Genomic DNA, 26,343 nt, shown 5'->3' on the forward strand with positions numbered 1-26,343 from the left:
GCCAGATTGCTGGCGGCAGTTTTTGCTCTTTTGTACCTGTGTATTTGTGCTGACGTTTTCTACGCTGGCCAGCGCACAACTCTCCTCCGTCAAACCCAAAGAATTTTCCCCGGTTATCCCCGATTTCTCTGCGCTGTCCGCCGATTGGTGGACAGAGTGGCCGGATGTTTCCCAGGAGCAACAGGCGGAGTGGTTGGTCGAGATCGAAAAGGCCTGGCTGGACTGGAAAAAGACCTTGCCGGAAGAGGCGGCGCTGGATGAACGGGTCCTGCAAATTGACAAGCGTCTCGAGGGTATCCGCAAAACCTGGCAAAAAAGTGAGAACTTAAAGTCGGTCAAGATCCTGCCGGAAGTGACCTTTCCGGAGTCGCCCACGGTCTTGCAGTGGGCCGAATCCGACGCGGCCGTGGCGCGCGGGCAGCAGCGTTACCAGGGCGTGCAATTAGAAAAAAGCCAGATGGACGATGGCGTTGCCCATTCACTCTCCCGCCTGCGGGAAAAGGTAGCGTTACTGCGCGATATTAATCGCAACGATCCAAAATATTTGAGTGCGACGCTGGATGTGTTTTTTGGCCAGATCAATCATCTGCAGGTGCTGGAAGAGCAGCAGTTGCTGAGGGATCAGCTCGCCCTGTGGGATGAAGAGCTGACCTACGGCCGTGCCCAGCTGGAGCGGATGCTCAAGGAATTGCGATTCAGCCAAGAAGTTGCCGACCAGCTGGCCTCGGCGCGCACCAAAGAAAAATCCAGCCTGGAGGAGCTGGCGCGCGAACGCAGTGATTCCCGTCATATGGTTTTTGAGAGCGCCGACAGTGAGGTCACGCTCGAGCAACAGATCAGCTTGATGAATTACAGTGTGGAAACACTGGAAAATCGCCTGCAACTGCGCAAGCAGGAGCTGCTGCTGGCAATGAACAGCGTGCTCGATCCCAATGGCGAGGCGGAGAAGCTCACCATCAGTAAAACGCTGGTGGAGAATGCGGAGAAAGCCCAAGCGGACCTGGTGCGTCAGCTCAATATGCGTCAGCGGCAGGTGGTGGCCTGGATCGGCGAAGACCCGAAGGCAATGCAGCGCTGGTGGCAGCGCTTCGAGACAATCAACAGCGCCCTCGGGCATGCCGGCGACCTGATCGATGACGTGAAGCGCTACGAGACGGCGCAGTTGTTTGTGTATCAGCGACAGCAGGGCTGGTGGCGCACACTCGGCGACCGGCTTGTGCTGCAGCTGCAGCAATTGCGTAGTGGCTGGCGCAATCTGGCGAACTACGAGCTCTTCGCCATCAGCCAGCAGCCCATCACCCTCAAAGACATCGCGCAGATGATTTTGGTGATTATCGGCGCCTGGGCCACCTCGCGGCTATTGAGCCTGGTGTTGCGGCGCATGCTGAGCAAGAAGCGCACCAGCGAGCAGGCCGCTTACGCGCTGTGGCGGGTGTTGAATTACTGCATTGTGCTCATCACCATCATCATCCTGCTGACTATGGTGGGGCTGGATACCTCAAAACTGACCCTGATCGCCGGTGCCCTGTCGGTGGGTATTGGCTTTGGCATGCAGGCCATTTTTTCCAACTTTATCTCCGGGATTATTCTGCTGTTTGAGCAGCCCCTGCGGGTCGGCGACCTGGTGGAGCTGGAGTCTGGGGTGTTCGGGCGAATTCGCGATATCAATGTGCGCTCCACGCGTATTACCACGCGCGACAACGTGGATATCCTGGTGCCCAATTCCGAGTTTGTAACCGGGCGCGTCACCAACCACACCCTGGAAGATCCGGTGCGGCGTATTCACGTGCTGTTCGGCGTGGCCTACGGCACCGACCCGGAAGAAGTGCGCGAGGCGGCCATGGCGGCGGCGGAGCGGGTACCGGTGACCTTTTCCAACTGGCAACGCAAAACGGAATTGTGGCTGACTTCCTTCGGTGACAGCTCCCTCGACTTCAAGCTGGTGGTGTGGGTGAACAGCAATGCGGTGTCGTCGCTGGGCGACCTACATGCGTTGTATAACCTCGAGCTGCTGCGCGAGTTCAACCAGCGCGGTATCGAGATTCCCTTCCCCCAGCGCGACCTGCATGTGCGCAGTTGGGGTGAAACTGCTCCGCCTGCGACGCAGGTATCAGATGATAAGACACCCAAGCCCATCGAGCGGCGTGGCACCAGCGGTTCTGAGGACTGGTCCGGCGACGCCGACCAAGGTTCGCATGGGGGTTCAAATGACGGTGCAGGCGGGGATGGCGGCGACGGTGGTGATGGCCCCTGACGCCTGAGTCAGCCTGGCCGTCCGCAACTCACCGCATTTCGTCGCAATTCGCTGGCACTGGCCGCAACGGCCGTAAAAAGCTGCCGAAAAGGCCCGCAAGGGGGCTGGTCTTATTTTGCCACCCCTGTATTCTGGAAAGCCTGAACATTTTCCAATCAACGCCAAACCTGTAGCGAACCCACCTTGCTGATTATCCCCATCCAGAACAAACCCGACTGGCGCCGGCCACCCCTGGTGTGTTTTGCGCTGATCCTGGCGAACCTGCTGGTGTATGTGTTGTACCAGAGCGGCGATGAGGCGCGCTGGCAGGCGGCCGAGGAATATTACTTCTCCAGTACGCTGCCGGAGCAGGATGAAGCGCGTTTCTATGAGTTTGTGGATACCGAAAAGCCCGAGTGGCGCACCATCGCCCAGGGCGCCGGGGAAGACTTCATGTACGAGCAGCTGTTGTGGAGCCGCGAGTTCCACGACTGGCTGATTCCACAACTGGAGCAGGAGGGCGAGGACACCCAGCAGTGGCTGGCCCAGCGCCAGGAGTTCGCCCAGCTGCGCGACAGCCTGTCCAGTTTTGCCTACGGCCTGACCCCGGCGGATCCCACCCTGAAAGGCCTGTTCGGGCATATGTTCCTGCATGGTGGCTGGGACCATTTGCTGGGGAATATGGTGTTCCTGTTGCTGTTTGGCCTGTCGGTTGAGCTGGCCCTGGGGGCTGCCTGGTTCCTCGGCCTGTACCTGCTCGGCGGGCTGGCCGCCGCAGGCCTGCACATGGGGGTGGAAGCGGGTAGCCTGATGCCGATGATCGGTGCCTCCGGCGCGGTATCTGCGGTAATGGGAATGTTTGTCGCCGTCTACGGGATCCGGCGACTGCGCTTCTTCTACACCCTCGGCTTTGCCTTTGGCGAATTTTCGGCACCGGCGCTGATGGTGCTGCCATTGTGGTTGGGCAAAGAAGTATTCGGTTACTTCTTCGGTAGTGAAAACATTGCCTACTGGGCGCACTTTGGCGGCCTGGTGGCCGGCTTCGTGTGCACCATGGCGCTGATCCGGGTGCGCCCCAGTCGCGACATCCATGTGGAGGAGGACCTTCCGCCCACGCCGGAGCAGCTGGCCCTGGCGCGCATCGAATCCCTGCAGAACCATGGCAAGTTACTGGAAGCGGGGCAGGCGGCCAGCAGTGCGCTCAAACAGCATCCGGAGTCACTGCCGCTGATTGAAAAGTCCATCGAGCTGACCGGTCTTGCGCCGGAGAGTGAGGCCCATCACCGGGCCTGGCTCGCCCTGTTTGCCCTCGCCAAGTTGCCGCAACAGGACTTTGCGCACATTGCTGCCGGAGTCGAAACCTACCGGCAAAAAGTGCAGGAGCCGCGCGCGCTGACACCGCGGGTGTGCCTGATCCTCGCGCAACGGGCGGCGCGCGAAAAACACTGGGCTCTGGTTGAGGTGCTGCTGAAACGCTTGCAGCAAAAGCAGCAGCGCCACCCATTGATGGCGCGCCTGGCCAACGGCGTGGTGGACCACTACCGTCGGAGTGGCGATGAGGAGCGCGCGCGGCAGGCGCGGGACTTTGCCCGCACTTTGCAGCCCAGCGCAGTTTAGGCGGGCTGGGCGCTATTCCTGTTCTGCTGCTCCGCGGCGAGAATGGATTCCAGCTGCTCTACCTCCCCGAGCACTGCGCTTTTCGGAAATTTGCTGCGCACAAACGCCAGCAGCTTGCGGCTGTTGTCGGTGCGGTTAAATCCATCCATATAAATCTTTGCCAGTAGCAGATAGGCGCTGTCCAGCCGGGTGTAGTGCGGGTCTTCCTTGTGCAGGTTGTTGACCAGTGCCAGCGCTGGCTTGAACTGACGCTGGCGATACAGCGCCTCGGCAATCTGGTGGCGTAGCAGCGACTTGTCGATGGCCGGTGTGTCGTGGGACTGTGCGGTAGCCATATACAGCTCTGCGGCCTTGTGTGGCTGGTTCATGCTGATAAAGCGTTCCAGTAGGTGCGGGCCAAGCTCGCGCAGCGCTTTTTTGTCGTCGGTAGCCAGCAGCAGACGATAGTAGCGCTCGTTCAGGACCACATCGTTGGGCTGCTGGCGCAAACAGCCCACCAGCGTTTTGCGTGCTTCTTCGTGGCGTCCTTCGCGCAGCAATATACTGGAGTCCGCCAGGGCTTTGCGGCGCTCGAACTCGCGCTCTTCGAGAAATTCCTCGGCGTCCACCTGTGAAGCAACGCCCAGCTTTTGCTGCTTGGTCAGGCAGATATAGCCCATCATGGCACTGGTAACGATGGAGAAATAGCTGGTGACAAATGCCAGTAACGGCAACAGCATCCACACCGGCAGCTTGTCCTCGACCACCGGTAGCAAAAAAGTAGGGGCAGCGGAAACCGCGCTGGTGGACAGCCACAGCAGCCAGTAGGGCCAGCCAATAATCAGGGTGAAATGCAGCAGCTTGAGCGGGTTCACTGCCGCGCGCATGCTGTGCTCCAGCGCCAGCACAATCATGGCTGCCGGCCCCAGTAACGACAGCACAATGGAATATACCTGCGCAGCGCCTACCCCAAAGGTGGTCGCAACCAATGCGCCGCCGCCACCGGCGACCAGAATCATACCGATGACCCGCGCAAACACCGCGGCACTACGCCCATCCTGGGCGTCGCCAAAGGTGGGCGCCTGCAAATCGCCACTGGCCAGCTTTTCGATCACCAGCAGGTTGTAGCGCAAGACCACAGCCAGCATCGCCACCAAAATAAAGATAGAAAGTATGCCCATCCCGGTGATGGCCAGGGCGGCCACCGCGCAGATCGCAGAGACGGTTAACGGCCCCGCGTTAAGTGCATAGCGAAAATAGAACGGGGCCATCTGCCAGAACGGTTTGGCCTTGTTGCTCGCACCCACATTTTGCAGCCGGTTATTACACAGAATGCATTTGGGGGTGGATCGATAATAGTTATCCACAGAGCCGGGAACACAGTCGCCGCAGTATTCCTTACTGCAGCCGCTGCACTGCCAGATGGCATCGGCATTCGAGTGGTAGTGGCAGGCATTGCCCATGGTCTACATCCTTGTTGTTATTGTGCTTCGTTACTGCGCAGTCGGTCGCGCGCACTCCCCAGTGTATCGGCTCTGTCCCGGGCGGCGCAATCTACCCCCCCTTGCAGGCTGCTAGACTGACCCAATATTGTACGGAGTGACAATTCACTCTGGCGCAGTTGCGCAGAACATTACTGAATAAATGAGGTTCAGATGAGCAAAGCGATGCAAGTACGGTTGGAATCCTCCGCGGCAGCGGAGCACTGGGGCAAAAATGCCCTGTTGAGTTTCGCCGATACAGAAGCGCGCATTCACGCTACCGACGCCATGGGCGGTCCGCTGGTCGCCACCCAGCGCGCGGCGCGCCGTCTCGATGGCATGGGTGTTACGGACATTAGCCTGCTTGGCGACAACTGGGATCTGGAAAGCCGCTGGGCCTTCTGGGCCGGCTACTACAACCCGAACCGCGACAGCAGCGTGGACTGGGGTAATGCGAAGGGCGATGAACTGGCGGAACTCGAAGCGCGCAAGGCCGCGGCCTTGTGGGTGCGCGAAATTACCAATGGCTCACCGGAAGATGTCTCCCCGCGCACCCTCGCCGAGAGCGCCGCAGAGATGCTGCAAAAGCTTGCGCCCGATGCAGTGAGCTTCCGCATTGTGGAAGGCGATGCGCTGCGCGATGCAGGCTATATGGGAATTTACAATGTGGGCCGCGGCAGCGTGCGCGGCGGTGCCATGCTGCAGCTCGATTACAACCCCACGGGTAGCGACGATAGCGATGTGGATATTTGCCTGGTGGGCAAGGGCATCACCTTTGACTCCGGTGGTTACAGCATCAAGCCATCCGCCGGTATGGCGCATATGAAGTCTGACATGGGCGGTGCGGCGATGGTGGCCGGAGGTCTGGCATTGGCCATTGCACGGGGTTTGCAGAAGCGTGTGAAGCTGTATCTATGCTGCGCGGAAAACCTGATTTCTGGCCATGCGTTCAAACTGGGTGATGTTATCCGCTACAAAAATGGCGTAACTGCAGAAATTCTGAATACCGATGCGGAGGGGCGCCTGGTGCTGGCGGATGGTCTTTTAGAGGCGAGCGAACAGAACCCGCGCTACATCCTCGATGCGGCCACACTGACCGGTGCGGCAAAAATGGCCGTCGGACGGGACTACAATTCGGTGCTGAGCCTGGAAGACGATATGGCGGACAAGGTGTTGCGTGCGGCCAAGTCCGAACACGAAAAAGCCTGGCGCCTGCCGCTGGAAAAATTCCACCTGGAGCAGATCCCTTCCGGCTTTGCGGAGATTGCCAATATCGGCCGCGAGGGCACCCCCGGTGCGTCCACCGCTGCGGCCTTCCTGGCAAAATTTGTGCGCGATGAAGGTCGCGGCTGGGTGCATATGGACCTATCCGGCTCTTATTTGCCCGCACCGAATGACCAGTGGGCACAGGGTGCCAAGGGGCATGGTTTCCGCACCATTGCCCGTTTCTTGCAGGATAACTAACAGGAACCAACGCTATGGAAGAGTATCAAGTCATGATCCAGTCACGGGAGTGGCTGGTGGGCTGGGGAACGCTCTCCCTGATCAACGCGGGTCTGGCCCAGGGTAAAAACCGCAGTGGCCTGATCTGGTGGATCTTGAGTTTGATCTTCGGGCCACTCGCAACATTGGTACTGGTTTTACTGAGCAAAGCGCCGGCAAAACCGCTCGACTAACCCTCACCGGTGTGTTGGTGAACGCATGTGCGCCGGTGAATCTCGATGACCCGGCGCAACTCTTTCCGCGGCCTCTCTCCGCTGCCTCTTTCCGTTGCCTCTCCCTGCTGCCTCTCCCCGCAACCGCTTTGCCGGGTAAATCCGGTCAGTCCCTCGCTAAATATCCGGCAAGCTTTGGTCAGGCCAAACTGGCTTGCCTTGGTTGAGGTCGTCAAATTCCTTCTGCTAGAATCCCGCCAAATTTTTTAGCCGAGCCGCCAATTTGGGGTACCGCGTGCTTACCTCGGAGCCTGGTCAGGTGCTCCGCTGCCGCAAGTGTCAGCATAAGGTCAGGCCGGGCTGGCTGCTGTGCGGTGAGGTGGGATGACCATTGGAGCTACTCGAGTCTGATTTTGCTGCCGCGGTGGTCAGATAGGTGTGGCGAAGCAGAGCATAATGGCGGATGTCGTAGATAGGGGAGTTTGGGGAATGCGGGGCGCGAGACTTTATCAACAGGTGGCGGAAAAACTGGCGGCCGCTATCGACGCGGGGGATTATCCGGCTGGTACCCGTCTTCCCGCGGAGCGCAAATTGGCCGAGCGATTTGAGGTCAGCCGTCCGACCGTGCGCGAGGCAATCATTGCCCTTGAGCTTGGCGGTTACGTCGAAGTGAAGGGTGGCTCCGGTGTCTACGTGACCGATGCACGCCCCGGCGGCTTTTCCGGCGGTGAAAACGATATCGGTGCTTTTGAAGTATTGCAGGCGCGCATGATGTTTGAGGGTGAGGCCGCGGGCCTTGCCGCGCGCGAGATGTCCGATGGTGAAATCGCGCAACTCGAAGTGCTGCTCGACGAGATGATTGCGGAGAACGCTGCCGAGTCCGGCGCCGAAATCGCGGACGAAAAATTCCACTTACATATTGCCCGCTGTACCCACAACGATGCTGTGGTTTCCGTGTGTGAACACCTGTGGAAGCTGCGCAACAGCTCCTCTATTTCCGTGCGCATTCTGGAGCGCGCACGTCAGGCCGGCAGCAAACCGCGCATTGAAGAACACCGTCGTATCTTGCAGGCGATTAAGGCACGCGACCCGGAAGCCGCGCGCAATGCGATGCGCGATCATTTGCAGCGCGTAGTCCAGCAGTTGCTGGATGCTACCGAAGCGGAAGCACTGGAACAGGCCCGGCGCGAAATGAGTGCCGCTCGCCAGCGTTTCGCACTGCCCTGATGGGTACCTATCCCGGTCGATTAGCCCGGGGTAACGGCTTCCGCTTGTACCTGTTGGGCGCAAGCCAGAGTACCGTCTACATCCAGCGCATTAAGCCAATGGGTGATCGACGCATGTAAGCGTGCGCTGTGTTTGAGGTCTTTACCGAAGACTGGGGCAAATTCGAGGAATGCCTTAACTACCGCTGCATTACCCGCCGGTTTAAATTGATCCCAAATTTCTTTTAGCTCTTGCGCCAGCGGGTCGGAGACCTCGATGGCATTGCCTTGTTCATCCACCGCAGAAACGTAGCGAAACCAGTTGGCCAGCGTGAAGCTGATGGCCGAGATCGGTCCCTTCCTGTCCAGCTGGTAGCGCAGGGTACCCAACCAGCGCTGGGGGATTTTCTGGGAGCCATCCATGGCAATTTGCCAGGTGCGGTGGTGCAGGGCGCGGTTTTCAAAACGCTGGATAAGCTGGGCCTGGTAAGCGGCGATATCGAAGGTGGGCGGTACGGCGATGCCGGGTGCCACTTCCTGCTGCATAAAATACTCGACGAGTTTTTTAAATGCCGGTTGTGCCATTGCATCGGCCACGGTTTCGCAGCCCGCCAGGTAACCACTGTAGGCAAGCAGTGAGTGGCTGCCATTTAGCAGGCGCAACTTGATCAACTCATAAATTTCCACATCCTTGACGAACATGGCACCGGCCTTGTCCCAGTCGGGGCGCCCAAGCAGGAAATCATCTTCTACCACCCACTGTGCGAACGGCTCGGTAATCACTGCGGCTTCATCGCGCACGCCTAACAGGTCTTCCACCGCGTCGCGGTCGGCGTCGGTGGTGGCGGGCACAATTCGGTCGACCATGGTGGCCGGGGTAGTTGTGTTGCCAGCGATCCACTGTGCGAGTTCGCCGTCTAGCTGCTCGGCAAACTGCGCCAACACCCGGCCTAGTAGTTTGCCATTGGATGGCAGGTTATCGCAGGAGAGTACGGTAAAGCCCGGTAAGCCACGGGCTTTGCGCAGTGCCAGCGCGCCGACGATATAGCCCAAAGCCGACTTTGGTGACTGCGGGTTTTGCAGGTCGTGAATAATATCCGGGTGCTGCAGGTTCAGGTTACCGCTGGCGGGGTCGTGGCAGTAGCCTTTTTCGGTAATGGTCAGGGAAACAATACGCACACTTTCCTGGGCCATTGCTGCGAGCAGCTGTTGCGGGTCTTCCGGGCCCACCAGTACCTCGCGAACCGCGCCGATAACCTGTGCTTTTGCGGCACCGTTTGACTGCTCTACCACAGTGTAGAGTCCATCCTGAGGTGCCAGCTGGTCGCGCACGCTGCCCGAGCGCAGGCTGGCACCCAGGATTCCCCAGTCGTGTTCGCCCGCGGTAATCCGCTGCTCGGTAAACCAGGCCTGATGCGCTCGATGGAAAGCGCCGATACCCAGGTGCACGATGCCGGTGGCAATAGCATCGCGGTTATACGCTGGCTTGATTACCTCGGCGGGGAGGGACTCAAGGGCGTGCTGATTCAGTCTGTGCATGTTCATAGTGCTCGGCTCATCACTTGTTCCTCGGTATCCCGTCACAGCTTGTAAGCGCGCTTCGCCAGGTTATAGGCGAGGTCCTCCGCCAGCTCGAACGCCTCGGACTCTTGCAAGCGGTGCTCTGCCACCAGCTGCGCCAACCACACGCAGTCCATGCGTCGCGCGACGTCGTGACGCGCGGGTATCGACAGAAATGCCCGGGTATCGTCGTTGAAACCGACGGTGTTGTAGAAGCCGGCAGTTTCGGTCACCTGCTCGCGGAAGCGGCGCATACCTTCGGGGCTATCGTGGAACCACCAGGCGGGGCCGAGCTTCAGTGCCGGGTAATGGCCAGCCAATGGCGCCAGCTCGCGGCTGTAGCTGGTTTCATCCAGGGTGAACAAAATGATGCTCAACTGCGACTCGTTACCCACGGCTTCCAGCAATGGTTGCAGCGCCTGCACATACTCGGTTTGCAGCGGAATATCGCAACCCTTGTCGCGGCCGAAGCGCTGGAACACGCCGGTATTGTGATTGCGGTAAGACCCGGGATGGATTTGCATCACCAGGCCATCCTCGATACTCATGCGCGCCATTTCCGTCAGCATATGTGCGCGGAACAGTTCAGCGTCGGCTGCACTGCAATCGCCGCCTTGTACCCTGTTGAACAATGCCTCGGCCTGAGCCGGTGACAGGTTGGCGGTGGCGGCCGTGGGGTGGCCGTGATCGGTGGAAGTTGCTCCCATCTCCTTGAAGAAGGCACGGCGGTTGCGCAGGGCGGCGAGATAGCCGGACCAGCTGCTCGTGTCTTCACCGGTAATTTCTGCGAGCTTTGCCAGGTTATCGGCAAAGCCTTCAAACTCCGGGTCCAGCACCGGATCCGGGCGGAAAGCGGTGATCACGCGCCCGGCCCAGCCGCTCTCGCGAATTTTCTGGTGGTGACGCAAGTCATCCAGCGGTGATTCGGTAGTGGCTAGCACTTCGATATTGAAGCGTTCAAACAGTGCGCGCGGCAAAAATTCTGGCGTACTCAGGTAGCTGTCGATGCGTGCGTAGTAGGTTTCAGCGGTATCTCCGTTGAGCTGCACATCCAGGTCGAATACATCGTGGAATACCGTATCCAGCCAGATACGCGAGGGCGTGCCGCGGAACAGGTGATAATTTTCTGCAAACCGCTGCCAGATTTTGCGCGGGTCCTGCTCTACGGGTGAGCCGTCCTGGCTGCGAATGCCCAATTGCTCCAGCGGAATACCCTGGGAATACAGCATGCGGAACACGTAGTGGTCCGGTCGAATCAGTAAATCCGCTGGATTGCCAAAGGGCTGGTTGTCGGCAAACCAGGCCGGGTCGGTATGGCCATGCGGGCTGATAATCGGCAGTTCTTTCACGCTCTGGTACAGGTTACGTGCGATATCCCGGATATTGGTATCTGCGGGAAACAGGCGATCGGGGTGCAGTATCAGGGGATTTGTCATTGTGAGATTTCCAGTGCTGCTTAATCTGTTGGTAAATTATCTGTCATGCATTGAAGAGCGTGTTTGTGCATTACCGTACCGGTGTCAGACGCGGATCGAATGGCAATGCGTGATTTTGGTGAAGGCTCTGCCACGCCTCGGTAAACAGTGTATCGTTGTAAACCCGCTGTGCGGTATACAGCGTACTCGCTGCTCTCAACGGGTCGAAGCCATATTTCTCTTTATGCGACCAGGTTTCTGGGGCGAGTACGGTTTCTGCAATTAATGCATAACCTTGTTTCAGTGCGTGGCCATCTACCGAGTAATTCCAGATATCCACGCCGGCAGTTTCGCCCAAGCGACCCAGCAGGTTATACGCCTCCAGGTTGAAGTTTGCGTAGTGCCAGGGGCGGGTGCGCTCAAACTCGGCATGTTGGTTGCCATGGCGATCAAACTGGCTACCGATGCGGCGCATCTGGGTAATGCGCAGGCGGCGTTTTGCGGTGGGCATATCTTCGGTAAACAAAGCATAGGCAACCACTTGCGCGTCGAACCAGGTACCATGGTTGTTGTGCCAGTTGTCCTCTTCAAAGCCATTATCACTGGTGCGTAACCAGTGGTTGAAGTCGGCATACCATTGGCGAATTTGTTGTTGCTCCTGCGCACTTAATTGTGAACCCAGTAGCGTAATTGCATCAATGATGGGGATCAGAAAGCGCGCTTCGATAATGCCGATGCCGCGCCCGGTAGTGATACCCGGAATGGCCTGTGCGTGCTGGAAATTCGGGTTCATGCGAGTGTCCTGGTCAATAAACCAGGTGCGCAGCAATTGACGTGCTTTCCTGCCGTAGCGCAGTTCGCCGGTAAAGTGGAAAGCGAGGGCCAGCGCAGTGACATCGCGACTCAGCGCGACCAGGCGACGGTTGTCACCAGCCTGGGTATTTATCTCCGGGTTGCGCTCGCCATCGCGGCGGATGTACGGCAATCCGTTTTCGGTATTTGGGTTTGGCCACCAGTAGGGCCCGAGACTGTAGTAGTCATGGGGGTCTTTACTGTCTGCCAGAGATTTTTTGTCGGTAACGGAATACAGCGGCTTGCGCAGTGCCTGTTCGGCGTTCTGTACAAGTGCTGCGATGGTTGAGGGTTCTTCAGCTATTGCCGCAAGAGCCTCGCGCTCAAGGACCAGAAGTGATGCCGTTTCCTGTTGTGCCCACGTAGCCTGAACAACCAGAAACAGGCTCAGCAGGAGTGATAGCTGGAAACTGGTGCGCGACATCGAGTGTCTCCCGGGTTGTTTAGGCGTGTTCGTGAAAAAGGGACCCACAGGGGTCCCTTTTCATTTGGCGATCTGACCACAATCGACTTAGAAGAACTTGTACTTCGCTTGCATTACGAAGATGCGTCCATCGAAGTGGGTGGCACGTGGCTGGAATTCCGTGTCCTGGTATTCCTCATACAGTGCTTCGGTCAGGTTGTAGCCTTTCAGCGACAGCGAGAAGTTGTCGGTCACGTTATAGTAGGCGGAGAGGTCAACCCGGCCCGCGGCTTTAACGTTTTTGTTTCCTTCACCGTTAAAGGTGCCCACACTTTCCAGCTCGTATTCACTGCGATAGTTGTAGGCGAGACGGATGCCGAAAGGGCCGTCTTCCCAGTATCCGATAACGTTGTAGGTGTCATCAGAGATACCCGGAATACGCGCGTCGAGCGGTGCGTCCTGGGAAGTACTGGAGTAGTTCACGATACCGCCGAAACCATTCCATGGGGCGGGCAGGAAGCTGAGGTTCTGCTGTACAGAGACTTCATAACCGCGTACTTCAATCTGCTCGTCCACGTTCTGGATCTTGCTGATGCTCACCTGGTCACCGGCCATGATGTAGTCCGCATCGATTGCATCGTAAGCGTCGACACCGTTGGTTAGGCAGTTGCCGTTCTGAACAGAGAGGCTACCTACATTCACGTCGTAGCTGGAAAGCAACCCGGCATCACAGCTATCCACTGCAGTGAAGAAGTTGTCGATCTTCTTCTGGAAAGCGGCAAAGGTAATGGCGCTGCCTTCGCGGTTATACCATTCCAGTGACACGTCGTAGGAGCGTGCAGTGAAGGGTTCCACGTCGGCACCCGGCAGGCGGATATTCACTTCCCCCGGGCGAGAGGAGATGGTCGTGGCCGGCGTTGCCGCACGCACGTTCGGGCGTGAAATCGATTCGCCGTAAGCGACACGCAGCACCAGGTCTTCACGCAGGTCCATCGCCAGGTTCAGGCTCGGCAGCAGGAAGTCGTAATCGTTCTCTACCGCGCGCTGTTCCGGATTGTTGATGTCGGTCGCACCGAACGCATAGTAAGGCGATTCTGCGGTCTGCTCGGAGTTCACATAGCGCACGCCGACGTTACCGGAAACCGGCATTTCGGCGACGGCGAATTCCAGGTCGGCCATCAGGTACAGTGCGGAAGTATCCAGGTCCACGTCGTACACCAGGCCGGCACTCTGTTGGCCGCCACGGGCGATCAGGCCGGTGGTCGGTACGCGTACGGGAATTTCACCGGTCACGGGGTCCGGAGCAACATTACCAATGGAGGCGGCGGCCTGTGCATTGATTGCGTCTACATCCAGCGCGAACCAGCCAGCACCGGCACCGGCGAAGCCCGGAGCCTCACCACCAAAGAAGTTGCCTTCGCTGACATAGGCTGGATTGCCGATGGCGGCGTCGTTGAGGATGCCGTTCAGGTCAATACCGGTGGGCGAGCTGCGCAGACGATCGGAGTCCTGCGTTTGGTTGGAGTAGCGATAGCCAAAGGAGACTGCGGACACTACCGGCAACTCCAGTGCACGCTTGGCATTCAGTTCAAAGGAATTGGCTTCGGTTTCCAGGGTTTCGTAGGTGCCGGTAATCAGCGCCTGGATATTGGAATTATCCACAAGGGTGGTAACACCGGAGCCGCTCAGGGTGTCTTTGACCAGCCACTCACCTTCGAGGCTGATATTTTCCAGGCCCTGGAATTCAGTGACGAAGTTACCCACATCCCCTTCACCGGTATACAAACGCCCGGAAACACCGCTGCTGCCCGCTTTAAAGATCGGGGTGTAGAATAGCTCGCTCCAATTGTTTTCCGCGGATGAGAGCGATACCAGTCCATCGACAGTCCAGTCGTCGTTTGACCACTCGGCATCCATCAACACGGCTTGTGACTGTTCGTAGGTATCCCAGATACGCGAGGTGTTGCGGTAATCCACATCCGCAAACAGGATATCGGACACGGTATAAATCGGGTTGCCGTCGTCGTCTACCTTGCCGGTGTTGCGCGGATCACTGTTGGGGGTGATTACGGTACCGCCACTACGGGTACGCAGGTCGAGTTCCTGCTGGCCATTGTCGTTCATGTCGCGCTCGGTATAGAGCACATTCAGGCCGAGCTTCAGGTTATCGGTTGCCTGGAATTCCACACCGCCGGAGAAGGAAGTACGTGAACCTTCGTTAATTTCAGAGCCCTGGCGCAGTTCACCGGGCATACGCACTACAGCATTGTCCGGCAGGTTGTTTGCTGCGGCCCAGGTCGCGAAGTCCTCACCATTGGCGCCGACGAAGTTGTCATTGGTCGGGATATTGGTGTAGCGGTTGATCTTAACCGTATCGCGGCGGAAGGTTTGCTCGGAAGTGGCGAGCGTCGCGGTGACCGCGAGCTGGTCGCTGATCAGGTGCTTGGAACCGGATAGAACCATTTCACTGTCAACCGCATCGGACAGCTGCTCGGCACGGCCTGCGACCGACAGATCCAGGCGGCCATCTTTTTTATCCAACGCGCGCGGCAGGACCAGGTCCACGGTACCGGCAATACCGCCTTCCTGCATGGCTGCGGTCTGGGTCTTGATCACATTAGTACCGTTAAATACTGCTGGATCGAATGCGCCGAACGGATTGGGTGCACCGAATGCCTTGGTGCTGCGTGCCGGGCTGGCGAAAGTCTGGCCGTTCGCGGTGGTCTGTACAAAACCGGATGGCATTCCGCGTAGGTTGATACTGGACTCGCGGCGCTCACCTTCCCGGTTTAGCTGGACACCAGCAACAGCCTGGAGGGCTTCACCCATATCGAGTGCGGGCAGGGTGCCGATGTCGTCAGCGGAAATACCGTCGACAATCGTGGAAGCGTTGCGTTTTACATCCAGCGCGTTATCCAGGTTGCGCTGGAATTGCGCGGTCACGACGACCTCCTCCAGTTCGCTGCCTTCCTGGGCCATTACAGGAGAAACCGCAAGGGCGATCACGCTGCTGAGAAGGGTTTTGGTAAATCGCGGGCGTGAAGATTGGTTGTTATCAGTTGTCATGCTCAGGTCCCCGAAAGGTTGACTTGTTATTTTGATGTCTCTTCTGACCGGACCGCTGTCAGATCCCATCATCGCATTACTGTTGACGGGTATACGCATGGTTCCCTAAAAATGACAAGCCGTCAAGTGGCCTGACCATCTTACATGTTGGCTCCTGTCATCATATTCAACCCCTATCTTGCCCGGGTACCCGGCGCCCTCTAAGGGGCGGCGGGCAGGGTCAGGTAGACCCCTTTTATGTTTTGGGCGCGGAATTCTACGGTAGTCGCCCGAGTTCCGGGGGTAAAGTCGATTTGGGCCACACCGTTGGCCATCTCGATAATGCTGGAACCGGTGTAGGTACCGAGGTTCTGCGCCAGTGCACCGTCGCCATCCAGTGTGGAGAAATAGGCGCGGTCATTGAACTGCACCGCACGCCGCCCTTTGGCATCCAGTGCCTCCGCGGTAATGCGGTAGTGGTCGGGGGCAAGCAGCTCGGACGTCATCACCACTTTGGCGACCGGGGCCGGCTCGCCGATATGGTAAGTCAGGGTCATGGCATCGCTGACGGGTTCACGATTTGCGGTAAATCCCTGTACCCGCAGCTGGTTGTCGCCCTCGCTAAACGGTACCTGCCACACCAGGCCATGTGCAGGGAATTTGCCTACGATCCGCTGCTTGCGCCCAAGGCTTTCGCCGTTCAGGAACAACTCGGCGGAATCCGTATTGCAGTACACATGCACCGGGCGGCCGCGCTTATCGCCAAAGCGCACCGTCCAGCTGTGGGACTCGATACGGCAGAACGGCTGCTCGGCCCAGTAGCTGGCAAATACCCAGTAGGCGTCTTTGGGGGTGCCGGCACGGTCCACCAGTCCCTTTTGGTTCACGTAGGGCAGGGGGTTCTCTGGGCGCAGCGGTGTGCCGAAGTCCTTGAACGCCCACTGTGCGTTGCCGGCGAAATTATCCTGGCTTTCGCTCACCGACAGGTGCCAGTCGAACAGGTCGACTATGTAGCTTTCATTCCAGTCGCTGTCCTTGGCCACGCTTTTGACCACTGCCTGGTTCATTGCCTCGGCCACCGATACCTGCGCATCGATAAATCCTTCGGGCCCCAGTGGCGTTTCCGTGTGGCGACCGCGATGGCTGGAGCCACCGTATTCCATATGCAAAAACGCCGGATATTTTTCTTGGGCGCTGGTGATCGCTTCGCGGTATTGGCCATAGGCGCCGCCGTACCATCCTGCCCATATTGAGGGCGAGAAGGCATCCACAATATCGGCACCGGGATAGTATTTGCGAATGGTGGTGAGACGCGATGGATCCATAGCCTTCACCTGCTGGTTTAATTTCTCCAGGAACGGCAGAATTTTTTCGTCATCACCACCACCGGGAAAATCTTCTTCCCAGTACATTTCGTTGCCCAGCGACCAGAAGGCAATGCTCGGGTGATTGCGGTTCTGAGTGATTTGTTGCTGCAGCAGGCGCTCGGTGTTCTGTTGCCACTCGCTGCCGCCCATGCCGCCGCGGCACCAGGGCAATTCATCCCACAGGATCAACCCCAGCTCATCCGCCGCGCGGTAGATTTCCGGGTCCTGGGGGTAGTGCCCAAGGCGCACGAAGTTTGCGCCCATATCTTTGATTTGCTGCATATCCGCACGGTGTTGCGCATTGCTGAGCGCAGCACCGATCCCGGCGTGCTCTTCATGGCGATGGGTACCGCGTATCAGCAGGCGCTTGCCATTGATGAAGAACCCTTGGCCCGCGGGCATGGAAAACCAGCGGTAGCCAAAGCGCTGCCGTGCACTGTGCAGAGGTTTTCCGCGCGCATCGCGCAGCTCTGCCGTGACCGAATACAGTGCGGGGGATGAAGGTGACCAGAGGCTAGGTTCGGTAATTTCGGGCAACTCTACCATCACCTTGTCGCCGGCATTTTCCAGCGAGGCTTGCCGCGTGCTGACCAACCGCTGTTTGGGATCACGCAACTCCAGGTGCAGCGTATGTGCCTGTGGTTCCAGCTGGTCCAGCGCCACGGTCACGCGGGTTTCTGCAGACTGCTTGCTGACGGCAGGCGTGTCGATGGTGAGGGACTGAATATGGCTCGCCGGTAATGGCAGCAGCCATACATCGCGGGTCAGTCCGCCATGAATAAAAAAGTCCGCCTTTTGTGACGGGATCAGGTTGCGGTCGTAGGCGTTGGAAACCCGCACCTGCAGCAGGTTGTCGCCCGCGCGCAGCTGCTCGGTCAGCTCGACGGTAAAGCCGAGGTAACCGCCAATGTGCTCACCGATTTTCTCACCGTTCAGGTAGACCCACGCCTTCTGGTTGGCGCCTTCAAAGTGCAGCTTGTAGCGCGGCGCGCGCTGTGCGGCACTAGGCAGGCGGAATGTTTTGCTATACCAGCCCGCCGCACGTCGATAACCGGGCAGTGGGTCGACGGTGTCTGTCGCATTCCACGTGTGCGGCAGGGTCACCGCCACAGCGCCAGCCGTGTTCACCGCTGGTGGGGTGGTGCGCTCATCTTGCAGGTAATACCAGCCGTCATTAAACCGCTGTTTTCCATCGTTGGATGCGGCAAAAACACTGGAGAAAAACAGGCAAAAAAAAGCACCGCAGAATAATACTGCGGTGCTGGAAGTTGAGGATGAGTCCCCGGTGCGTTGCATGGTTGGCTCCGTTTTTGATTTCGTTATTGGATTGCCGAATTTTTATCGGGCCATCCAGCCTCCATCGACGAGCATCACATGCCCATTCATATAGTCTGCGGCCCTCGAGGCGAGAAACACCGCCGCGCCTGCCAGATCGTCCGGGGCACCCCAGCGTCCGGCGGGAATGCGCGCACTGATCGACTCGAAACGATCGGCATCTGCGCGCAAATTGGCGGTGTTGTCCGTGGCAAAATATCCCGGTGCGATGGCGTTTACCTGGATGTTGTCTGATGCCCACTCATTTGCCAGTGCCTTGGTAAGCTGTGCTACTGCGCCTTTACTGGCGGCATACGCCGGTACGGTAATGCCGCCGGAAAAACTTAACAGCGAAGCGATATTGATGATCTTGCCGGAGCCCTGCGCGAGCATTTGCTGGCCGGCGGCGCGGCACAGGCGAAAAACCCCGTTCAGGTTGGTGTCGATCACCGCCAGCCAGTCCACGTCGGAGGTATCCGCGGCAGGGGCACGGCGGATGGTGCCGGCGTTATTTACTAGAATATCGACGGTGTTGCCATCCTGTGCAATCTGCGCGAACAGTGCATCGATTTGCGTCGGGTCTGACTGGTCGCACCCATAGGCCTGGGCTTGCGCGCCGGCCTCTTGCAGTGCCAGCACGGTTTCTGCCGCGCTTTCCGCGCGGCTGCCCACTGCCAGTACTTTCGCTCCGGCCTGCCCCAGTGCCATGGCCATGGCACGGCCCAGGCCGCGGCTGGCACCGGTAACCAGCGCCGTTTTTCCGTTGAGCCCAAATTGCTGCTGCAAATAGTCCTGGCTGGCCTGGCTCATTGCGCGACCTCCGCGCGTTGCTCGCCGGTCATGCGAATCACTTCAGAGGCGGCCAGCAGCAGAGCGCCAGTACCGTACAGCTGGGTGTCGTCGGCCGTCGCGGAGCCCGGCGCGAACGCAACTTGCTGGACCCAGCCGAGTTTGCCATTCGGGTGCACACTATCGACGAGAGACGACCAGCCGCGCGCTACAGCGTCACGGTATTTCTGCTCGGTGAGCAGTCCATTGTTCACTCCCCAAGCCAACGCGTACACCAGCAGGCCTGTGCCGCTGGATTCTGGCGGAGACTGCTGCTCGATTTCCAGCAGTGAAGAAGGCCAGCTGCCGTCTTTTTGTTGCAGGTCTACCAAGCGTTCGCTCATCTCGACAAACAGCGACTGGTAGCGCTCTTTTGCCGCAAAGTGATCGGGCAGGGCGTGCAGGGTGCGGGCGATACCGGCCAGAACCCAGCCATTGCCACGGCCCCAGTAAATCAAGCGGCCCTGATCGTCTTTGCGCTCAAAATAGCGGCTGTCACGCAGGTACAGCTTTTCGTCGGTGTTGTACAGGTAATCCGTGGTTACCCAGAATTCCTGGTCCATAAATTCCAGGTACTTTTCGTCTCCCGAAACACGGGCCAGCTCTGCCCATACCGGCGGCGCCATAAAAATGGCATCGGCCCAGCACCAGCGCAGGGTGCAGGCGGGGTCATCGAAGTCGCGGTAGGCAAGAGGCTGCAGGTATTTGTCGTCGTCATCGAAGGCCAGGCTGTTGTCCGCCGGGTTTTCGAGTACCTGGTCAAAGGTATCGGTGAGGTGCTTGATCTTGTGAGCGTCGCCGTACTTTTCATACAGCTTGAGGTACACGGCACCCATTGCATGGTCGTCTGCGTGGTGGATGCGCGGGCCCAGTTGCCACAGGTTTACCGCCGATGCATTGAACACCGCTTGTTCGTAGGCGGGCTGCTGGCTCGCTTCTGCCCAGTCGAGCAGGCCGATTTGCCAGGTCGCATACATCCAGCCCTGTGGGATACCGCTGGGGCGCCCCTCGGCACGCATCATATTACTGCGCAGGTCGTATTGGCTAAGCTGCCAGTCGGCGACCTGGTTGGCCACGCTGGTGATCGCGCTCGGGCTCAGGCTATCGCTGAATGCCTGCTGTTCGGTCCCGGGCTGTTGCCATTGCACCGGCTGCGGCCAAAACACTGCAGGGGACTGTGGCGCTTCCGCATGTGCCGCATTGACGGGTGCTTGTTGCTGGGCAGTGGGCTGTTCGTCCTTCGCACAGGCAACAAGGCTCGCGCACAGGGTAAGAGGCGCGGCAACGTGCAGGACATGCCGGAGTGACAGGGAGGGGCGCAAAGTATTCAACATAGGGCGGCCTTTCTGGTTATTTCTCTGTTATCGGTGCGGCGTGACGCGTTGTTGTGATCACGCGGATGCTCTGTCGGCGATGTCCCATTTTATTTTTACTGCGAACGCGCGCTGTTTGAGCGCAGCTGGTCGGGACTTCTACGTATACCGTTATTCGGTATTTATTTGGTAATGTGGTATTACCAGTTGACCAAGTGTATAGTGGCCTGACCAACGTGTCCACCGCTGCGCAGTTTCAGCAGGGACGGCTACTCGAGGACCTGGGAGGTCGCCATGCAAACCCCTGATTCACAAAACGGATACCGCACTCAGGCTCAGAACCTGGCGGGTGCGAGTGCCACTCGTATGTGTACCACTTTCGGGCAAAACATATTGCGTCTATTTGGGACGCGTTTTGGGACGCGTTGCGCCCCTGCCGCAGCACTCGCGCTGGCGCTGGCGCAAGCAAGTGTGCCCGCCACCGCGATGACCGCCGGCAAGGCACCGCTCGCAGACAAAGGCGCCTATGCGGAACTCGCGGTGCGCCGCGGTGCGGTGGCCGATGATGCGGGCAAACTACGCGGGGGTGAACTGGTGCCGGTGGCATCGATGACGCTGCCGGCGACCCACACCGTGGGTGATGCGCTGTTTAAATATGAAGGACCGGGCTGGGAATCGGAGTTGGTGGCCTACCGGCTTTACTTTGATCACCGAGCGGCGATCGATGTTTTTGGCAAAACTCGTTCGCAGCTGGTGCTGCCGCAAGTCGGCGTGGATGGTTCCGACTACCACACCCTGGCCGACTGGGGGATGGATGTTTTAAAGGTGGGCAATTCGCTTGGCCTTGGCGGTATCGGCGCCTGGAGTGACAGCGGGCTCACCGGGGTAAACACATTCGACGGCGCCTCGCTGCAAATCCACAATGAACCGGATGCTTCCGGTGTCGATCTGCAGTACTCCGGCTGGCAAACCCCAGAGGGTGCACGTGATCTCACCATGCAGTTGCGTATTGCCCCCGGCTCCCGCTTGACCCATGTGCGGGCCACGGTGGACCAACCGCTACCAGGCTGGGCCACCGGTATTGTGCGCCATGGCTTGCAGCCGCTTACCTATCGTCCTGCCGACTCGGAGTGGGGCTATCTCGCCACCTGGGGGATGCAGAGTCTCGCTGACGACCAGCTCGGCATGGCGATTTTCTTCCGCAATGCAGACCTCGCGGAAATTCGTGATGATGCCAATAACCACCTGGTGCAGTTAAAGGGCGCTGCGCAGGTGGAGTACTACTTTGCTGGTGTATGGCGGGCGGAGGGTATTGATAGCGAGCAGGACTTTATCAGTTACCTGCAGCAGCAGGTCTCGCGCCTGAATCAGTCCCCATCTGAACACGCAGAATAAAGAAAGAAATAATCAAGGAATTACAGCGCTTATGAATTTTTTACAGACCGCAGACAGTGTCCGTTACCAGCGTATGACCAGCGCAGAACTGCGCGAAAACTTCTGCATGGAGGGCCTATTTCGCGCGGGTGAGTTGAATCTGACTTATACGGATGTGGATCGCGCATTGGTTGGTGCCGCGGTACCCCTGCAACACCAGCCGTTGTCCCTGCCCACACACAAAGAGCTTGCCAGTGAGTATTTTTGTGAGCGTCGTGAGCTGGGAATTGTAAACCTGGGGGCGCCGGGCCGGGTGGAGGTGGATGGCAAACCTTATGCGCTGGATTCTCTGGAATTCCTGTATGTCGGCCGCGGCAGCCGTACGGTAAATTTCTTTAGTGATGGTGAGGCGCCGGCGGAATTCTACCTGGTGAGTTACCCCGCCCACAGGAAAGCGGAAACCGTGCACGTCACCCTGGACAAGGCGCACAAGGTAGAGCTTGGCGCGCTGGAGGGTAGCAACGAGCGGGTAATCTATCAGGCGATCTGCCCGGGGGTGGTGGACAGCTGTCAGCTGGTAATGGGTGTTACGCGGCTGTCGAATGGCAGTGTGTGGAATACCAAACCTCCGCATACCCATCGCCGCCGCACCGAAGTCTATCTGTATTTTGATTTCCCGGAAGATGAGCGTGTATTCCACTTCATGGGCGAGCCCAGTGAAACCCGCTCGATCCCCCTAGCCCCCAAGACGGCGATCGCCTCACCATACTGGTCTATCCACAGTGGTGCGGGTACGTGCAGCTATAGCTTTGTGTGGGCAATGGGTGGGGAAAACCAACAGTTTGATGATATGGATCATCTGACGTTGTCCGACCTCGGTTAAGCATTTTCTCCCCGACCTCGCGTCGGTGCTTTTCGAAGCCTTGCCCCGCCAGTGCGGGGCTTTTTTATGCCGGCAGAAAATAGAATACGGGCGGTGTTTCCACCACCCGTAAAAACCGCATCAGTATGCGCGGGTCTTCACATACACGCAGCCGTTGTTGGGCTGGTACTTGAGGATGGTGCCACTCAAATTACCGGTGGACTCGTAATTACCGTCGACGGTGAGGGAGCCGCTGCCGTTCACGGAGGTGACGGTGCCGCGGAAATCACAGCTGGGGTTGGCATTGCTGTCCCATACCTGCAGTTTTTCACCGGACAGGTCGCGATCAAATCGCACGCAGCTGCCACTGCTGCTGATGGTGATCTCTTCACGGCTGTCCCACGGTAGATCGATGTAGCTCGCACAGCCGCTGCCACCCCCGGAACTGCTGGAAGAGCTACCGCCACTGGAGCTACTCGAGGAACTGCTGGAAGAGCTGCTGCCGCCCGAGCTACTTGAAGAGCTGCTCGAGGAGCTACTGCCACCGGAACTGCTGGACGAGCTGCTTGAAGAACTGCTGGAAGAGCTACTACTCGATGAGCTGCTCGAAGAACTGCTGGACGAGCTGCCGCTGACATAGACCCCGGACAGCGGGATCTGTGCGTAGACATCTTCGGCATAGGCCTGGTCCCAGGTGCTTACCGGCGTGCCACTGACGTTCAGGTGCTTGAAGCCGGTGCCATCCCAGGCGAATGCATAGCTCACCCCTGGTGTATCAAACAGGCCCCAGGTGGTGATCGCCCCGCCTGCCGTGGTGGCCTTCGACAGGGTGTTATTGATAAACACATTGTTCGGGCCGGTCGGTCCTGACCAGTTGCTCGCATGATCACCGGAGCCATACCAGATCGGCTGCCAGGTGCCGCTATCCGGTGCGCCATTGCTCCAGTTGCGGTGTTCAAACGGAACCGCAACGGTGTTGTTGCGAATAAGGTTGTTGCGTTCCCAGCCACCGTGCAGGTTGATATCACAGTCCAGTGTGTTGTCCTCCACAATATTGCCGGTAGCGGACCACTGCAGGGTGAGGTGGCGCAGCCGTGACAGGGCGTTCCCCTTGATCAGACTGTTGTACAGCTTGGAGCCGCGGAAGTAGCCGTTGCCGCCCGCGCCCTTGTTCCAGGAGCCGTGGAAATGGTTGTCCTTGAACGTCATGTGTCTTGCGAACTCGGTCACCAGCGGGTGGGAACCGGTCATTTCCATGCGCACATCTTCCACCCAGCCGTCTGCTGCCCATTTGAATAGAATGCCGTGGATAGCATCTTCCGGGCACAGATTGACGTACTTCAGGCCGACCCCGTTGGGATTCGATGCGGAGTAGTCGTTGCCGTTGTAGCCGGCACAGTTGGTGCCTGTGGTGGCCATCTCCAGATAGAAGTCCCGGAAGCCCACATCCTTCACCGCCGTTACCGGCATGACGCGGCTCTTGTAGCCGCTGCTGTTGTTGAGCGGTATGTCAAACTCCAGCGGGGCATCCAGGGTCACTGTGTCATTACTGGTATTGCGCGCGGTCACGGTAAAGATCTGCGTGCGCATATGCCCGGTCTGCAGGTTGGAGCGTTTGCCACTGGGGACCTCACCCAAATCCATAAAGGCCGTATCCGAGGCTGCGCCCACATAGATCAGGTCACCCACGGAAAACTTGTTGGCGCCGTTGTTTTCCAGGTGCAGCACGGTATCGCCAATGGACGCGGTCTGATCGAATTCGATGCTGTGTTTCCAGTGAAAGTTAATACTGCCCTCGTAATTTTGCTCACCAGAATGCTTGATGCGAGTCTCAACCCGGAAGGCGGCAAAACCGGGCCAATACTTCTTGTCAAAATCTGGTGCGCCGCTGGAATCCGCGCCATAGGGCTGCCAGCTCCGCACCGTGATTTTTGTTCCGCTCGTTGGGCTGTTGCCGGCACCAAGGATTACGACACCCGAGCGGTCTACATGTACCTCGTCGTCAATGTGAATTTCGCCGGCGGGTAATTGGATGGCGATCCGGTTGGATGGTGCATTCCCGAGCGGGATCATGGTGTCGATGATGTTTTGCAGCGCGGCCGCATCATCCATACCGTCGTTAGCAATAACACCATGGCTTGCGGCGTTGATGGTTTGGCTATAACTGGTGGGCAGTGGCTGGCCATCTTTGTATCCGGCAGCGTGGGCCGGTGTATGGGTGGCCGCAAGGGCCAGTACGGTGGCTGCCATGCCGCCCAGCAGTTTGCCGCGCGCACAGTGTCGCCGCGCTGCCGGGATTGTTCCGGCGTCGGCTTGAGGAGCGTGTTTATTCATTATTGTCTCCAGGTCGTCGATTCGACGTGTTGTCTTTCTGTCTCATTCATCGCCGCGGGTTGTTCCAGGAGCGTGCTAAGGCTCCTGATGCGGCCAGCAAAAACTAGATCAGAACAACTGGCCTTACAATCATGCCACCAGCCTTTCGCGTCACTTTGCAACGATTCACTAAGATAAAAGTCTGTAAATCCTATAAAGACAGCTAATTTTAACGGGAATGCACGCGATACGGCGGTTTGGCCTTGTGATTGGGGGGGAAACAGAGTTTAATTGGTCCGGTGGTCATGCCAGTTGTGTGGCCGAGGCACGAAAGAAGGAAACTCCAATGCAAGAAACCTGGCGCTGGTTCGGACCAGACGACGGAATCACTCTCCAGCACATCGCACAGGCGGGTGCCACTGGTATTGTGACCAGCCTGCATCAGGTGCCGGCTGGGGAGGTTTGGTTGGAGTCTGACATTCGTGAACGCAAGGACATGATCGAGGCCGCGGGGCTTACCTGGTCGGTTATCGAAAGCATACCGGTGCACAATGACATCAAGGCCCGTACCGGTGATTTTGAGCGCATGCTGGAAAACTACCGCCAGTCGGTTATCAATGCTGGCAATGCCGGTATCGACACCATCTGTTACAACTTTATGCCGGTTGTGGATTGGACCCGCACAAACCTGAATTACACCCTGGCAAACGGCAGCCAGGCCCTGCGCTTTGAGATGGCGGATTTCGCCGCTTACGACCTGCATATCTTGCAGCGCCCGGGGGCAGAGGGTGACTATCCGCCGGATGTGCTCGAGCGCGCTGCACGCTACCTGGAAAACACGGACAGCGATGGGCTTGTCCAGCTGGAGCGCAATATTATCGCCGGGCTTCCCGGTGGTGAGGGATCGCATGATCGCGAGAGTATCCGTCGCGCTATCCAAGTGTTTACTGACCTGGGAACGGATCGCTTCCGCGAAAACCTGTTTATGTTCTTGCGGGAAATTATCCCGGTAGCGGAGTCGGTGGGGGTGAAGATGTGCATCCATCCCGATGATCCTCCCTTCTCCCTGTTTGGTTTGCCGCGTGTGGTCTCTACAGCGGAAGACGCCCGCGCCTTGCTCAATGCCTATCCCAGTCCTGCGAATGGATTGACCATGTGCGCCGGCTCATTTGGTGCGCGCGGCGACAATGACCTGGTGGCGATGACGAAGGAGTTTGCCGAGCGTATTTACTTCGTTCACCTGCGTAACGTGATTCGCGAAGCGGATGGTTCCTTCTATGAGTCAGACCATCTTGGTGGTGACAATGACATGGTAGGCCTGATTCGCGCACTGTTGCAGGAAGAGCAGCGCCGGCGCGGCACCGGTAATAATTGCGAAATTCCCATGCGGCCAGATCACGGCCACCTCATGGCCGATGAGTTAAAGTTGGGCTCAGCCAAACCCGGCTATTCCTATGTGGGCCGCTTGAAGGGGTTGGCAGAATTGCGTGGTGTCATTCACGCGCTGAAAGCGACCGCGTAGCACTC

Annotated in this window: 17 protein-coding genes; 8 read left to right on the top strand and 9 right to left on the bottom strand. The window is 58.4% G+C overall.

Annotation, left to right across the window (positions count from 1 at the left end):
- Positions 1 to 46 precede the first annotated feature (46 nt).
- Positions 47 to 2,254: a mechanosensitive ion channel domain-containing protein gene (locus tag AS89_RS0114045; RefSeq protein ID WP_158217371.1), complete on the top strand. Its 2,208-nt coding sequence runs from the start codon at positions 47 to 49 to the stop codon at positions 2,252 to 2,254.
- A 183-nt stretch (positions 2,255 to 2,437) separates the two neighbouring features.
- On the top strand, positions 2,438 to 3,850 hold the full coding sequence (locus AS89_RS0114050; RefSeq protein WP_010133342.1) for a rhomboid family intramembrane serine protease: 1,413 nt from the start codon (positions 2,438 to 2,440) through the stop codon (positions 3,848 to 3,850).
- Here the strand turns inward: AS89_RS0114050 and AS89_RS0114055 are convergent.
- Entirely contained in the window at positions 3,847 to 5,292 is a 1,446-nt protein-coding gene (locus tag AS89_RS0114055; RefSeq protein ID WP_010133343.1) for a hypothetical protein, read from the bottom strand. The two genes, AS89_RS0114050 and AS89_RS0114055, sit on opposite strands and share 4 nt — an antisense overlap.
- 192 nt (positions 5,293 to 5,484) lie before the next feature.
- Here AS89_RS0114055 and pepB point away from each other — a divergent pair, with 192 nt between their 5' ends.
- From pepB to AS89_RS0114070, 3 genes are all read left to right on the top strand, one after another.
- Positions 5,485 to 6,774 (top strand): aminopeptidase PepB, encoded by a 1,290-nt coding sequence (pepB, locus tag AS89_RS0114060; protein WP_010133344.1) that lies wholly within the window; start codon positions 5,485 to 5,487, stop codon positions 6,772 to 6,774.
- A gap of 14 nt (positions 6,775 to 6,788) precedes the next feature.
- Positions 6,789 to 6,986 (top strand): hypothetical protein, encoded by a 198-nt coding sequence (locus tag AS89_RS0114065; protein WP_010133345.1) that lies wholly within the window; start codon positions 6,789 to 6,791, stop codon positions 6,984 to 6,986.
- Positions 6,987 to 7,454: 468 nt separating this feature from the next.
- Positions 7,455 to 8,192, top strand: coding sequence for a FadR/GntR family transcriptional regulator (locus AS89_RS0114070; protein WP_010133346.1), 738 nt, complete (start codon positions 7,455 to 7,457; stop codon positions 8,190 to 8,192).
- A 20-nt stretch (positions 8,193 to 8,212) separates the two neighbouring features.
- On the opposite strand, the gene AS89_RS0114075 is transcribed toward AS89_RS0114070, so the two are convergent.
- From AS89_RS0114075 to AS89_RS0114105, 7 genes are all read right to left on the bottom strand, one after another.
- Positions 8,213 to 9,715, bottom strand: a complete 1,503-nt coding sequence (locus tag AS89_RS0114075; RefSeq protein ID WP_010133347.1) for a mannitol dehydrogenase family protein — start codon at positions 9,713 to 9,715, stop codon at positions 8,213 to 8,215.
- Between the two features lie 35 nt (positions 9,716 to 9,750).
- On the bottom strand, positions 9,751 to 11,166 hold the full coding sequence (gene uxaC / locus AS89_RS0114080; protein ID WP_010133348.1) for a glucuronate isomerase: 1,416 nt from the start codon (positions 11,164 to 11,166) through the stop codon (positions 9,751 to 9,753).
- A 70-nt stretch (positions 11,167 to 11,236) separates the two neighbouring features.
- On the bottom strand, positions 11,237 to 12,421 hold the full coding sequence (locus tag AS89_RS17700) for an alginate lyase family protein (RefSeq protein ID WP_010133349.1): 1,185 nt from the start codon (positions 12,419 to 12,421) through the stop codon (positions 11,237 to 11,239).
- 87 nt (positions 12,422 to 12,508) lie between these two features.
- The gene (locus AS89_RS0114090; protein WP_010133350.1) at positions 12,509 to 15,466 is read right to left on the bottom strand and encodes a TonB-dependent receptor; all 2,958 of its coding nucleotides are present in this window, start codon (positions 15,464 to 15,466) and stop codon (positions 12,509 to 12,511) included.
- Between the two features lie 200 nt (positions 15,467 to 15,666).
- Entirely contained in the window at positions 15,667 to 18,108 is a 2,442-nt protein-coding gene (locus AS89_RS0114095; protein ID WP_010133351.1) for a glycoside hydrolase family 2 protein, read from the bottom strand.
- 42 nt (positions 18,109 to 18,150) lie between these two features.
- Entirely contained in the window at positions 18,151 to 18,936 is a 786-nt protein-coding gene (locus tag AS89_RS0114100; protein ID WP_010133352.1) for an SDR family NAD(P)-dependent oxidoreductase, read from the bottom strand.
- On the bottom strand, positions 18,933 to 20,288 hold the full coding sequence (locus tag AS89_RS0114105) for a glycoside hydrolase family 88/105 protein (RefSeq protein ID WP_010133353.1): 1,356 nt from the start codon (positions 20,286 to 20,288) through the stop codon (positions 18,933 to 18,935). The genes AS89_RS0114100 and AS89_RS0114105 overlap by 4 nt, the downstream gene beginning before the upstream one ends.
- A gap of 273 nt (positions 20,289 to 20,561) precedes the next feature.
- Here AS89_RS0114105 and AS89_RS17705 point away from each other — a divergent pair, with 273 nt between their 5' ends.
- Both AS89_RS17705 and kduI read left to right on the top strand, forming a co-directional pair.
- Positions 20,562 to 21,662, top strand: coding sequence for a DUF4861 family protein (locus AS89_RS17705; protein WP_010133354.1), 1,101 nt, complete (start codon positions 20,562 to 20,564; stop codon positions 21,660 to 21,662).
- A 31-nt stretch (positions 21,663 to 21,693) separates the two neighbouring features.
- Positions 21,694 to 22,524, top strand: a complete 831-nt coding sequence (kduI, locus tag AS89_RS0114115; protein ID WP_010133355.1) for a 5-dehydro-4-deoxy-D-glucuronate isomerase — start codon at positions 21,694 to 21,696, stop codon at positions 22,522 to 22,524.
- A 120-nt stretch (positions 22,525 to 22,644) separates the two neighbouring features.
- Here kduI and AS89_RS0114120 read toward each other — a convergent pair whose 3' ends face one another.
- On the bottom strand, positions 22,645 to 24,837 hold the full coding sequence (locus AS89_RS0114120) for a hypothetical protein (RefSeq protein WP_010133356.1): 2,193 nt from the start codon (positions 24,835 to 24,837) through the stop codon (positions 22,645 to 22,647).
- Positions 24,838 to 25,162: 325 nt separating this feature from the next.
- Here AS89_RS0114120 and uxuA point away from each other — a divergent pair, with 325 nt between their 5' ends.
- The gene (gene uxuA, locus AS89_RS0114125; protein WP_010133357.1) at positions 25,163 to 26,338 is read left to right on the top strand and encodes a mannonate dehydratase; all 1,176 of its coding nucleotides are present in this window, start codon (positions 25,163 to 25,165) and stop codon (positions 26,336 to 26,338) included.
- Positions 26,339 to 26,343 lie beyond the last annotated feature (5 nt).

Origin of the sequence: Microbulbifer agarilyticus S89, assembly GCF_000220505.1 — a bacterium.
Lineage (GTDB): Bacteria > Pseudomonadota > Gammaproteobacteria > Pseudomonadales > Cellvibrionaceae > Microbulbifer > Microbulbifer agarilyticus_B.

Excerpts from the sequence above, each read along its gene's own strand:
- AS89_RS0114095 (WP_010133351.1), bottom strand. The coding sequence starts at position 18,108 with ATGCAACGCACCGGGGACTCATCCTCAACTTCCAGCACCGCAGTATTA.
- uxuA (WP_010133357.1), top strand. The coding sequence starts at position 25,163 with ATGCAAGAAACCTGGCGCTGGTTCGGACCAGACGACGGAATCACTCTC.
- AS89_RS0114100 (WP_010133352.1), bottom strand. The coding sequence starts at position 18,936 with ATGAGCCAGGCCAGCCAGGACTATTTGCAGCAGCAATTTGGGCTCAAC.
- AS89_RS0114120 (WP_010133356.1), bottom strand. The coding sequence starts at position 24,837 with ATGAATAAACACGCTCCTCAAGCCGACGCCGGAACAATCCCGGCAGCG.
- AS89_RS0114090 (WP_010133350.1), bottom strand. The coding sequence starts at position 15,466 with ATGACAACTGATAACAACCAATCTTCACGCCCGCGATTTACCAAAACC.
- AS89_RS0114065 (WP_010133345.1), top strand. The coding sequence starts at position 6,789 with ATGGAAGAGTATCAAGTCATGATCCAGTCACGGGAGTGGCTGGTGGGC.
- AS89_RS0114075 (WP_010133347.1), bottom strand. The coding sequence starts at position 9,715 with ATGAACATGCACAGACTGAATCAGCACGCCCTTGAGTCCCTCCCCGCC.
- AS89_RS17700 (WP_010133349.1), bottom strand. The coding sequence starts at position 12,421 with ATGTCGCGCACCAGTTTCCAGCTATCACTCCTGCTGAGCCTGTTTCTG.
- pepB (WP_010133344.1), top strand. The coding sequence starts at position 5,485 with ATGAGCAAAGCGATGCAAGTACGGTTGGAATCCTCCGCGGCAGCGGAG.
- AS89_RS0114105 (WP_010133353.1), bottom strand. The coding sequence starts at position 20,288 with ATGTTGAATACTTTGCGCCCCTCCCTGTCACTCCGGCATGTCCTGCAC.
- kduI (WP_010133355.1), top strand. The coding sequence starts at position 21,694 with ATGAATTTTTTACAGACCGCAGACAGTGTCCGTTACCAGCGTATGACC.
- AS89_RS0114055 (WP_010133343.1), bottom strand. The coding sequence starts at position 5,292 with ATGGGCAATGCCTGCCACTACCACTCGAATGCCGATGCCATCTGGCAG.
- AS89_RS0114070 (WP_010133346.1), top strand. The coding sequence starts at position 7,455 with ATGCGGGGCGCGAGACTTTATCAACAGGTGGCGGAAAAACTGGCGGCC.
- uxaC (WP_010133348.1), bottom strand. The coding sequence starts at position 11,166 with ATGACAAATCCCCTGATACTGCACCCCGATCGCCTGTTTCCCGCAGAT.
- AS89_RS17705 (WP_010133354.1), top strand. The coding sequence starts at position 20,562 with ATGCAAACCCCTGATTCACAAAACGGATACCGCACTCAGGCTCAGAAC.